At 70.7% G+C, this 10,998-nt stretch carries 8 protein-coding genes; 1 reads left to right on the forward strand and 7 read right to left on the reverse strand.

The window, feature by feature from the left end; all coding sequences use genetic code 11:
• Window positions 1-86: 86 nt before the first annotated feature.
• From tdh to ppdK, 7 genes are all read right to left on the reverse strand, one after another.
• The gene (gene tdh, locus Q0L54_RS07250) at window positions 87-1,133 is read right to left on the reverse strand and encodes an L-threonine 3-dehydrogenase (protein ID WP_296666623.1); all 1,047 of its coding nucleotides are present in this window, start codon (window positions 1,131-1,133) and stop codon (window positions 87-89) included.
• Between the two features lie 118 nt (window positions 1,134-1,251).
• Window positions 1,252-2,328: a glycosyltransferase gene (locus Q0L54_RS07255; RefSeq protein WP_296666624.1), complete on the reverse strand. Its 1,077-nt coding sequence runs from the start codon at window positions 2,326-2,328 to the stop codon at window positions 1,252-1,254.
• A gap of 2 nt (window positions 2,329-2,330) precedes the next feature.
• Entirely contained in the window at window positions 2,331-3,302 is a 972-nt protein-coding gene (locus Q0L54_RS07260) for a phosphodiester glycosidase family protein (protein WP_296666625.1), read from the reverse strand.
• A gap of 74 nt (window positions 3,303-3,376) precedes the next feature.
• A complete protein-coding gene (locus Q0L54_RS07265; protein WP_296666627.1) occupies window positions 3,377-4,750 on the reverse strand; it encodes an NAD(P)-binding protein in 1,374 nt (457 codons plus the stop codon).
• Between the two features lie 106 nt (window positions 4,751-4,856).
• Window positions 4,857-6,626, reverse strand: coding sequence for a DEAD/DEAH box helicase (locus tag Q0L54_RS07270; protein ID WP_296666629.1), 1,770 nt, complete (start codon window positions 6,624-6,626; stop codon window positions 4,857-4,859).
• Between the two features lie 64 nt (window positions 6,627-6,690).
• The gene (locus Q0L54_RS07275) at window positions 6,691-7,320 is read right to left on the reverse strand and encodes a Pr6Pr family membrane protein (RefSeq protein ID WP_296666631.1); all 630 of its coding nucleotides are present in this window, start codon (window positions 7,318-7,320) and stop codon (window positions 6,691-6,693) included.
• A 72-nt stretch (window positions 7,321-7,392) separates the two neighbouring features.
• Window positions 7,393-10,116 carry a pyruvate, phosphate dikinase gene (gene ppdK / locus Q0L54_RS07280; RefSeq protein WP_296666633.1) on the reverse strand — a complete coding sequence of 908 codons (2,724 nt, stop codon included), beginning with the start codon at window positions 10,114-10,116 and terminating at the stop codon, window positions 7,393-7,395.
• A gap of 162 nt (window positions 10,117-10,278) precedes the next feature.
• On the opposite strand from ppdK, the gene Q0L54_RS07285 reads away from it, so the two are divergent.
• On the forward strand, window positions 10,279-10,998 hold a 720-nt coding region (locus Q0L54_RS07285; protein WP_296666635.1), incomplete at its 3' end, for an aminotransferase class I/II-fold pyridoxal phosphate-dependent enzyme.

Genomic DNA, 10,998 nt, shown 5'->3' on the forward strand with positions numbered 1-10,998 from the left:
GAGTGCCCGCGCCGCGGATCTGGGTGAGCTCGGACTCGAGCCGCTCCCTCATGGTGCCGTACATGGAATCTCCCGTCGTGATCGCGTCAGGGTGCGTCGGTCCAGTCGAGCACCACCTTGCCCGCCGATGCGGTGGCCGCGGTGGCGAACCCCTCGCGCCACTCGCGTGCGGGCAACCGGTGGGTGATGACGGTGTCGATGGCTGCACGCAGCTCTGCGCTGGTCTGCAGCATGGCGCTCATGGCGTTCCAGGTCTCGAACATCTCGCGCCCGTAGATGCCCGAGACGGTCAGCATGTGGGTGACCACCTTGGCCCAGTCGACGTCGATGGGGCCGGTGGGCAGCCCGAGCATCGCGACCCTGCCACCGTGGGTGAGGTTGTCGATCATTTCGGGGAGGGCGGAGGGCTGCCCGCACATCTCGAAGCCCACGTCGAACCCCTCGCGCATCCCGAGCCGGCGTTGCGCGTCCGCGATCCGCTCGTGCGCCACGTTCACTGCCAGGTCCGCCCCCACGCGGCGTGCGAGCTCGAGTCGAGGCTCCGAGACGTCCGTGACCACTATGAACCGCGCGCCCACGTGGCGAGCGACGGCGGCGGCCATGAGGCCGATCGGACCGGCTCCGGTGATGAGGACGTCCTCGCCCACGATCGGAAACTTGAGGGCGGTATGGACGGCGTTGCCCAACGGATCGAAGACGGCGGCGAGGTCGACGTCCATGCCGGGCGGGTGGACCCAGACGTTCGACTCGGGAACCACCACCGTCTGGGCGAAGGCGCCATCGCGATGCACGCCGATCCCGGACGCGTGGATGCACATGTGCCGGCGGCCGGCGCGGCAGTTGCGACAGACGCCGCACACGATATGCCCCTCGGCGGAGACGATGGCGCCCACGCGAACATCCCGCACCCCGGAGCCGACGGCGACCACCTCGCCGCTGAACTCGTGGCCGGGAATCAGGGGCGGCACGATCACGGACGCGGCCCACGGATCCCAGCCGTCGATGTGGAGGTCGGTGCCGCAGATGCCGGTACGCAGCACCCGGATGGTGACGTCCGCGTCGCCCGCGACGGGCTCGGGAACGTCGACGGCACGCAAACCGGGACCGGGTGCGTCCTTGATCAACGCGCGCACGGCGCTCCTCTCCCTGTCCGCGGCGACGATGCCGAGGCCGCCATCCCAGTATGGCCCGGACCGGGTACGCGACCCGGCCGGCCCCACCGGCGTGCGGCGGCGGATCTGGGCGCCGGGGTCACGCCGAACGCTGGGACGTCGCAGCGAGCGCCGTTGCCTCGTGCGATTCGTGCGGCGGCGCCGCCCGGAACACCAGGGTGCGCTGGACGCCGTACGAGAGCAGCCACAGGGTCAGATCGGTGGCAACCTTCGCGAGCAGCAGGGGCACCCCCAGTCTCGTGAGGAGGTCGAGGGCAAGGAAGCTGAGCGCTACGAGCGCCAGCGCCAGCATCGCGTAGCGGACCGCCTGGCGGACGACGTGGTCCTTCGAGCCGAACACGGCCCGCCGATTCATCGCGAAGTTGGTGCTGGCGCTGATGAGCCTCGCCCCGCTCACGGAGAGCGCGAGGGAGCCCGTCAGCGCGGACAGCACGAGCAGGGCGACGGTGTCGACCGCGAATGCGATGAGCGAAGAGGCCGCGAACAGCGCGAGCGGCCACATCACGCGGGCCGAGTCGACCAGGGGACGGAAGTGCGAGGAGGCGTTTCCCTCGAGGTAGACCGTCGAGGCGGGGACCTCGACCACCGGGATGCCGGAGCGGCACGCCTCCAGCAACAACTGAAGCTCGTAGGCGAAGCGCTCTCCCTTGACGGCGAGCGCCCACGGCAGCAGTTCTGCCGGATACCCGCGCAGGCCGGTCTGCGTGTCGACGATTCGCCGGCCCGTCGCCGCGGCCATCAACGCCGTGGTGACGCGGTTGCCCACGCGCGAGCGACGTGGAACCTCGCCTGCGAACGCGCGGGCGCCCAGCACGATGGCGGCGGGCTCGCGGCGGGCCGCGCGGCTCTCGATCGTCGCCGCGACCAGGGCGACGTCTCCGGGACGATGCTGACCGTCGCTGTCAGCGCACACCACGCCCTCGCCCGTGGCGTGCGTTGTCAGCCACGCGAATCCGGTGCGCAGCGCCGCCGCCTTTCCGCGATTCACCGGGTGGTGGAGCACCACCGCTCCCGCCGCATCGGCCGCCTCGAATATGGCTGCGTAGGCGCGGCCCGAGCCGTCGTCGACCACCAGCACAGGACACGTGAGGCACAGCTGTCGAACCAGGTCGGGCAGCAGCTCGTCGGGCTCGTAGGCCGGCACCAGGATCCACATGGTCAGCCCACCCACAAGATGTCGGAGGTGCCGCGCTCCTGGGCCTTGCCGAGCGGGTTGTTCACGAGCGATCCGCCGCTCACCATCGTCGACGAGCCTCCGCCGTCCAGGTTGTACGCCTCGGTAGCGCCCAGGCCGGCCATGATCTCCGCCAGCTCCGGGAGCGTCACGCCGGCGCTCTCGCTCGAGCGCCCGTCGACCACCACGAACACGTAGTGGTTCGCGGAGATCATCCCGATCGCGGTGCGCGGCTGGTCGCCCTGGATGGAATGGTTGCCGAAGTTGGTGTCCACCTCGACCTGATCGATGCCCGCCACGATCTCGCCGTCGTCGATCAGCGCTGGGCCGAAGGACAGGGTCTGCCAGGCGCCGGCGTCGAGCAGCTCCTGCGCCGTGGTCGTGGTCTCGTCGTAGACGTCCATGGTGCCGTCGCTGTAGATGACGGCGCCCTCGCGCGCGGGCTCATCCCGGTAGATCACGCCGTTGCGGATCTCGATGCCGGTGGACCGGAAGCCGTAGTAGTCCCCGTTGATCGCCAGCGCGGCGCCTACATCCGCGGCGATGTCGGACGGATTCTCCGTGATGTTCTCGCCGAACGCGTCTTGGGCGAACGCGGATCGCAGCTGCGTGATGTCGCTCACCACCACGTCGGCGACGTAGTAGGTGGCCTGGTCCGCACCCGAGCCGTAGGTGGAGGACGTGATGGCGATCTGCGGATCGTCGGCGCCGGCGGTCTCGGTGGTGGCGGTGGTGGCGGTGGTGGCCGTCTCGGTCGCGGTGGCCGTCTCGGTGGCGGAGCCCGCATCGGCCAGCGACGCCTCGTAGGCCGAGGCGTTGGCCACCTCCACGTGGTCGAACACGTAGCGGTCGAGCGCCCACCCGGCGGGGACGCCCAGCAACAGCAGGGCCGAGGCGACGGAGAGAAGGATCCGGCGGCGGAGGCGCCGGCGCGGCGCGGATGTCGAAGTCGTCATGCGAGGACCGTAGGGACGGCACCCGGGCGATTGGCTGGGACCCGGCTCCAGGTTCGCCGAGAGTCACACGGCGCCTACTGCGCGGCTATGCCGGCCATCCGAGCGAGCGCCGCCATGCCCGCCGGCGCGGCGCGTGAGATCCTGGCGCGCGCTTGGTCCAGTGCGGCCGACGCGTACCCCTCCGGGACGCCCGCGGGGTTGAGCGCGACGCTGTCCGCCCACGCGCGGATGTCGGCGTCGGCGAGGAAGGCCGCGGACGCGCGAGCGCCGAGCACGGTCATCCGGGCCCACTCGGCGAGGGTGTTGCCATACGGCGAGGGCGGGCAGAGCGCGTTCTTGGCGGCGTCGCCTTCGCGAGTCGCCTCGACGTATCCCACGAGCGCCGCGCCGAAGCACGGGAATCCGCTGCGCACCGGCTGCAGCGTGATGGTCTCGGGCGCCCAGATGGGCACGAGGGCGGGCAGCGGCAGGCCGTCGGCGGCGCAGTGGACCACCACCGCGTCCGCGGGCACGGTGACGGTGCCGTCGTCGAGCCGCAGCACGCCGCGACCCGCCTCGCGCAGGTGGCCGCGGCGCACCACGTTCTCGACCGTCCGCAGCGCGTCGAGCTCCCACAGGCCCAGCGTGGGTGTCCGCGCCATGGTGGGTGTCACCCCTGCGTCGATGCGGATCATCACGCCGGCGTGCTCGAGATCGAGGAACATTCGGTCGATCGACCCCGCGGTGGCCGCAGCGTCCATGACGTCCGCCACCATCCCCTGGAAGATCGCCGGCTCGGGCTGGACCACGGCGCGGTTGAGCATCCACGGGTCGCGCGGGCGAACCCACGTGATGTCGCCGGGATCCGTGCCCCGTCCCAGGAGCCACACGATCGCGTCGGTCGCGGTCTTGCCCGAACCGACGATTACGAATCGCTCCGCGTCGGCGACCTGCGGCAGTCGCCCGATCGGCATCACGGTGACGCCCTCCGACGCGACGAACGGCGGCGGCGTGTCCGCCGGGACCGCGGGGGAGAGGTGGTGTGCGTCGACGATCCGGCACCCGGGCCGAACCGCGCGCTCCTCGCCCGTGACCAGCGATCGCACCCGCTCGCCATCGAACTCCGACTCGCCCAAGAACTCGACGCGGCCCGTCGCGACCAGCGAGTCCAGCACGCCGTCGTAGTAGTCGCAGACCTCGGCGCCGGTGGCCCGGCTGTGCAGGCCGGACTCCGGACCCTCCTTCTGAAGGCCGCCGTCTCCGAGCATTCTCGACGCCACGCCATAGAACTGGGAGGCCTGGTGCAGGCGCACGAACGGGTAGGCGGACCGCCAGTGGCCACCGGGAGCGCCCCTCCGGTCCACCAGCGCGACGCGCGCGTCGGAGTGCGCCACGAGCGCGTCTGCGAACGCAAGTCCGGCGGCGCCCGCGCCCACCACCAGGTAGTCGGCATCGATGACGGCGGTCATGTGCTCAGCCAAGCACTCGCGGCGGGCGGAGGCGTGGGCGGAGCCCCGGACGCCGACCCGCGACAACCTCGGTGGGGGTCAGGGTGACGGCCGGGCGCATCGTCGATCAGCTCTGGCGTGGCGGGCGGGAGCCCCGGTCGCCCCGGTAGCCCTTGTCGCTGCGGGGGCCTCGCGACCCGCCCGGTCCCGTGTCGATCTTGAGGTCGATGAGCCTGCCGCTGATACGGGTGCCGCTCAGCTTGCGGAAGGTGTCGGGTGAGAGGTTCGAAGGCAGCTCGACCAGGGAGAAATCCGGAAGGATCTTGATGGCACCGAAGTCCCGCCGATCGAGCCCGCCCTCGTTCGCGAGCGCCCCCACGATCTGGCGCGGCTCGACCTTGTGGCGCTTGCCCACGGCGATCCGATACGTGGCGAAGCCCGCCGCCGGGGCGCGGTGGCCGCGGTCCGCTCGCGCATCGTCCCGGCCACCCGCGGCCGGGCCACGGGCCTCACGGTCGAACGTCGCGCGCTTGGGCTCGGCCTGCGCGTCCAGCAGCAGGGGCGTCTCACCTTGGGCGACCACCGCGAGCGCCGCGGCGACGTCGCTCTCGGGGACGTCGTGATGCTCGACGTAGTGCGCGATGATGTCGCGGAAACGACTGATCCTGTCCTCCTGGCTCAGCGCCTGGGTGATGGACTCGTCAAAGCGGGCGAGGCGAGTGGCGTTGACGTCGTCAACGCTGGGCCAGTGCATCTCCGTGAGCGGCTGCCGCGTGGCCTTCTCGATCGCGCCCAGCATGCGGCGCTCGCGCGGGGTGACGAAGCTGATCGCGTCGCCGGTGCGCCCCGCGCGGCCTGTACGTCCCACGCGGTGCACGTAGGACTCCGTGTCGATGGGGATGTCGTAGTTGACCACGTGGCTGATGCGGTCGACATCGAGGCCGCGCGCGGCCACGTCAGTCGCGACCAGGATGTCCAGCTTGCCGTCCTTGAGCTGTTTGATGGTGCGCTCGCGCTGCACCTGCGCGACGTCGCCGTTGATCGCGGCGGCGGCGAGGCCACGGGCGCGCAGCTTCTCCGCGACCACCTCGGTGTCGTTCTTGGTGCGGGTGAAGACGATCATGGCCTCGAAGTTCTCGACCTCGAGGATCCGGGTGAGGGCGTCGATCTTCTGGGGGAAGCTCACGATCAGGTAGCGCTGACTGATGGTCGACGAGGTGGTGGTCTTGCGCTTGACCGTGATCTCCACCGGATCGGACAGGTACTTGGCGGAGAGGCGACGGATCTGCGCCGGCATCGTGGCGGAGAACAGCGCCACCTGCTTGTTGTCGGGCGTGGACGCGAGGATGGTCTCGACGTCCTCGGCGAAGCCCATCTTGAGCATCTCGTCCGCCTCATCGAGCACGAGGTACTTGAGTTCCGACAGGTCGAGCGTGCCCTTGTCGAGGTGATCCATGATGCGGCCCGGGGTGCCGACCACGACGTGGACGCCGCGGCGAAGCGCGGACAGCTGCACGCCGTAGCCCTGACCCCCGTAGACAGGCAGCACGTGCACGCCCTTGAGGTGGGAGCCATAGCGCTCGAACGCCTCACAGACCTGGAGCGCGAGCTCGCGCGTGGGCGCGAGCACCAGCGCCTGCGGCTGCTTCTGGGCGAGGTCGAGCCGCGCCAGGATGGGGAGCGCGAAGGCGGCCGTCTTGCCGGTACCGGTCTGGGCGAGCCCCACCACGTCGCTCCCGGCCAGCAGGGGTGGGATGGTCTCGGCTTGGATGGCGGAGGGGGTCTCGTATCCGACGTCCTGGAGCGCCCTCAGGATCGGACCGTCGAGCCCGAGGTCGACGAACGTGAGGGAGGGGGCGTCGGTGGCGACATCGGGTTCGCCGTTCTCAAAGTTCATGACACCACCGTAGGTGCCAGGCGGCCCCCGTGGGGGCGTTCGGCGCAAGCCTTCAGCGGCTTCGCTATCGAGTCGCCGTCGCGAGGGCACGCGACGGCACGAGCGGCCGCAGCAGCGCGAGGCCGTGCAGGATCGCCGCGACGGCGATGCCGACGGCCGCTATCGCAGCCAGGGTCACCGCGATGGCGAGCGCGCCGCGCGCCGGATCCAGGAACGGGTAGGGGACCCACCCGTCCACGTGGGCGCGGGCCAGGAGGTAGGCGACCCAGGCGGCGGGAAGCACCAGCACGCTCCACAGCGCGCTGGTGGGAAGGCGTCGTCGACGCCCGACCAGCATCCAGTCCGCGGCGAGCAGGACACCGGCGCCGCCGTGGAGAACCGCGTTGGCCCACGGGAACATGGGCGTCGAGTACGGCGCCAGCATGAGCCAATAGACGGCGCCCACGACCAGGAGGTAGGTGGCGGAGTTGACCCGCAGCAACTCCACCCAGCGCGGCTCGCGGGGACCCACGGCGGCGGCGGCCATGAGCGCGACGATGCCGGCCAGGTTGGCCAGCGGCGTGAAGTACCCCGGAAGCTCCGCCCAGGTGAACGTGCCGAAGGTGAGGTCCGCCCACGCCTGGATTCCCAGCGCGATGGCGATCACTGCGGCGCCCGCGAGACGCAGGCCGGCGATCGTGGCGTCTTTGCTCACGGGAACAAACGTTACCAAAAATTTACACAAACCGGGGGAGAGGCATGCCCGTCAGTGGCGCGGTCCTGCCTGTCAGCGGGTGTCGCCGCCTCCCGTGACCACCGCGGCGCGCCCGGCCTCGAGGCGAGCGACCGGGATGCGGAATGGCGAGCACGAGACGTAGTCGAGGCCCACGTCGTGGAAGAAGTGGATGGACTCGGGGTCCCCGCCGTGCTCGCCGCAGACCCCCAGCCGAAGGTCCGGCCGGGTCGCCCGGCCCTCCTCCGCCGCGATGCGCACCAGCCTGCCCACGCCCTGCCGGTCGATCGACTCGAACGGCGACACGTTGAACACGCCCTTCTCGGTGTACTCGTGGAAGAACGCGCCCTCCACGTCGTCGCGCGAGAAGCCCCACGTGGTCTGAGTGAGGTCGTTGGTGCCGAACGAGAAGAACTCGGCGACGGACGCCATGCGATCCGCGGTGAGCGCCGCGCGGGGTAGCTCGATCATCGCGCCCACGGGGATGTCGAGCGTGAGACCGTGCTGCGCGCCCACCTCGGCGATGATGCGATCCGCCTCGTCACGCACCAGGTGCAGCTCCATGATGGAGGCCGCCAGCGGAATCATGATCTCCGCGCGCGGGTCGCCGCCCGCGGCAAGGCGCGCCGCGTGGGCCTCCGCGATCGCGCGCATCTGCAGCGCGAACAGGCCGGGGATGACGATCCCGAGTCGCACGCCCCGCAGTCCGAGCATGGGGTTCGCCTCGTGCATGCGGCGCACGGCCGCCAGCAGGTGCTCGTCGCGGTCGACGTCCGGACCGGTCTCGCCGCGTTCCTCGGCGAGCGCCACCTTCACGGAGAGGTCCGTGAGGTCGGGGAGGAACTCGTGCAGGGGCGGGTCGATGAGCCTGATGGTGACCGGCAGCCCGTCCATCGCGGTCAGCAGGTCCGTGAAGTCCGCGCGTTGCAGGGGGAGCAGCGCCGCGAGTGCGGCCTCCCGCTCCGCATCCTCGGTCGCCAGGATGAGCCGTTCGATGAGAACCCGCCGCTCGCCCAGGAACATGTGCTCCGTGCGGCACAGGCCGATGCCCTGCGCACCCCAGGCGCGCGCCCGCACCGCATCGTCCGCCGTGTCGGCGTTGGCCTGGACGCCCAGCCGGCGGGCGGAGTCGGCATGGGTGAGGATCGCGTCCACCGCGGCGACCAGCTCGCGCGTCTCGTCGTCCTCGACAGGCAGCTCGGCGAGCGCCGCGTCGAGGCCGTCCTCGAGATAGCGCACCACCGGGGAGGGCATCACCGGGATGTCGCCCAGGAAGATCTCTCCGGTGGTGCCGTCTATGGCGATCGTGTCGCCCTCGGCGACCACGGTGTCCCCGACGGCGAAGCGGCGCTCCGCCGCGTCGACCACGACGGCCTCGGCTCCCACGACGCATGTGGTGCCCATCCCGCGCGCCACCACCGCGGCGTGCGACGTCTTGCCACCCCGCGAGGTGAGGACACCCACCGCGGCGATCATGCCGCCCAGATCGTCCGGGTTGGTCTCGCGACGCACCAGGATCACGTCGCGTCCGTCGGCAGCCCACGCCTGCGCCGTCGCGGAGTCGAAGACCGCGGCGCCCACCGCGGCGCCCGGTGACGCCGCCATTCCCGTGGCCAACGGCGCCGGCTCGGCGGCCGCGTCGAACTGAGGAAACATCAGCTTCGCGAGTTGGGCGCCGGTGACCCTCTCGAGAGCCTCGTCCATGGTGATGAGGTGCTCGTCCACCAGCTGCTGGGCGATCCGGAAGGCCGCCGCGGCCGTGCGCTTGCCCACGCGGGTCTGCAGCATCCAGAGCTTGCCGCGCTCGATGGTGAACTCGATGTCGCACAGGTCGCGGTAGTGGTTCTCGAGGGTCCGCATCGCCTGGCGGAGCTCCGCGAAGGCGGCCGGGTCCAGGCGCTCGAGGTCCGCGAGCGACAGCGTGTTGCGGATGCCGGACACCACATCCTCGCCCTGCGCGTTGGGCAGGTAGTCGCCGTAGTCACCACTGCGGCCCGTCGCAGGGTCGCGAGTGAAGCACACCCCGGTTCCGGAGTCCTCGCCCAGGTTGCCGAACACCATGGCCACGACGTTGACGGCGGTGCCCAGGTCGTCCGAGATGCGCTCACGGCGGCGGTACAGGCGTGCCCGCTCGGTGTTCCACGAGCCGAAGACGGCCTCGACCGCGAGGTCGAGCTGCTCGCGGGGCTTCTGCGGGAAGTCCTTCCCGGTGTGCTCCCGCACGATCTCCTTGAAGTCCAGCACCAGATCGTGCAGGTCCTCGGCCGTCAACCCGGTATCCGAGTCCGCGCCGCGTGCACGCTTGTGGGCGTCGAGCGCCTGCGCGAACAGGTCGCCGTCGATCCCCAGCACCGTCTTCCCGAACATCTGGATGAGCCGTCGGTACGAGTCCCACGCGAAGCGCTCGTCGCCGGCGAAGGCGGCCAGTCCATGCACCGACTCGTCGTTGAGCCCGACGTTGAGGACCGTCTCCATCATCCCCGGCATGGAGAACTTGGCTCCGGACCGCACCGACACGAGCAGCGGATGCCGGGGGTCGCCGAGCGACCGTCCCATCTGATCCTCGAGCCGTCTCACCGCCATCGTCACCTCGACGCGCAACTCGGGTGGGAGGACTCCGTTCGCCATGTAGGCGCGACACGCCTCGGTGGTGATGGTGAAGCCCGGGGGGACAGGCAGTCCGATCCGGGTCATCTCGGCAAGGTTCGCCCCCTTGCCGCCCAGCAGGTCCTTCTGATCCTTGTTGCCCTCGCTGAAGTCGAAGACGTACGTGGCCATGTTGCGCACCTCCATGTCGGCGCCGTTGCCGTCCCGACCAGTCTCGCCCGCTCCGGCGCATGCGCGCGGGGACCAATGTCCCGCCCGCCCTCGACGCAGGGCCTGTGGGACGATGCTGGAGCGGGCGCGTGTTCCGGCGCGCCGTGTGAGAGGGGAACAGCAATGGAGCTGTCGACCAGGGCGCAGGCGTCACAATCCTCGATCGGCGAGGTCACGCGGTACTTCGCGACGATCGGCGCGACGGCCGACCAGCCCGGAGCCATGGACTTCACGTTTGGGAACCCCCACGAGATGCCCTTGCCGGGGCTGGTGGACGCAATGCGCGCTCAGGTTGAGCCGCATTCCGAGAGTTGGTTCGCCTACAAGTCGAGCGAACCCTCCGCTCAGCGCGCCATCGCGGCCGGGTTGAGCGCGGAGATGGGCCTTGAGGTCGACGCGGACGACATCGCGCTGACCCAGGGCGCGTTCGGAGCCATCGAGCTCGCCTTCCACCTGCTGACCGACGTCGGGGACGAGGTGATCGTGCCGGTCCCGGGGTGGTTCTGCTACGCCCCCATGCTGGATGCGGCCGCGCTCGTGACCGTGGGCGTGCCTCTCGACCAGACCACGTTCGACCTCGACCTCGATGCGATCGCGGGTGCGATCACGCCGCGGACCCGCATCGTCGTGGTCAACTCGCCGGCGAACCCCACCGGTCGCGTCTACCCGCGGGAACAGCTCGAGGCGCTCGCCACCGTCCTCGACGAGGCGTCGGCGCGGCACGGCCGCAGGATCTGGATCCTCTCGGACGAGCCGTACCGACGCATCCGCTTCGACGGCATCGGGTTCACGAGCCCGGCGGCCGTCTACCCCTGGACGCTCATCGACTACAGCTACGGGAAG

Origin of the sequence: Demequina sp. (assembly GCF_024642165.1) — a bacterium.
Taxonomy (GTDB): domain Bacteria; phylum Actinomycetota; class Actinomycetes; order Actinomycetales; family Demequinaceae; genus Demequina.

What these genes read in the sequence shown, in the direction of transcription:
- Q0L54_RS07255 (WP_296666624.1), bottom strand. Translation starts at nt 2,328, where the DNA reads ATGTGGATCCTGGTGCCGGCCTACGAGCCCGACGAGCTGCTGCCCGAC.
- Q0L54_RS07260 (WP_296666625.1), bottom strand. Translation starts at nt 3,302, where the DNA reads ATGACGACTTCGACATCCGCGCCGCGCCGGCGCCTCCGCCGCCGGATC.
- ppdK (WP_296666633.1), bottom strand. Translation starts at nt 10,116, where the DNA reads ATGGCCACGTACGTCTTCGACTTCAGCGAGGGCAACAAGGATCAGAAG.
- Q0L54_RS07270 (WP_296666629.1), bottom strand. Translation starts at nt 6,626, where the DNA reads ATGAACTTTGAGAACGGCGAACCCGATGTCGCCACCGACGCCCCCTCC.
- Q0L54_RS07265 (WP_296666627.1), bottom strand. Translation starts at nt 4,750, where the DNA reads ATGACCGCCGTCATCGATGCCGACTACCTGGTGGTGGGCGCGGGCGCC.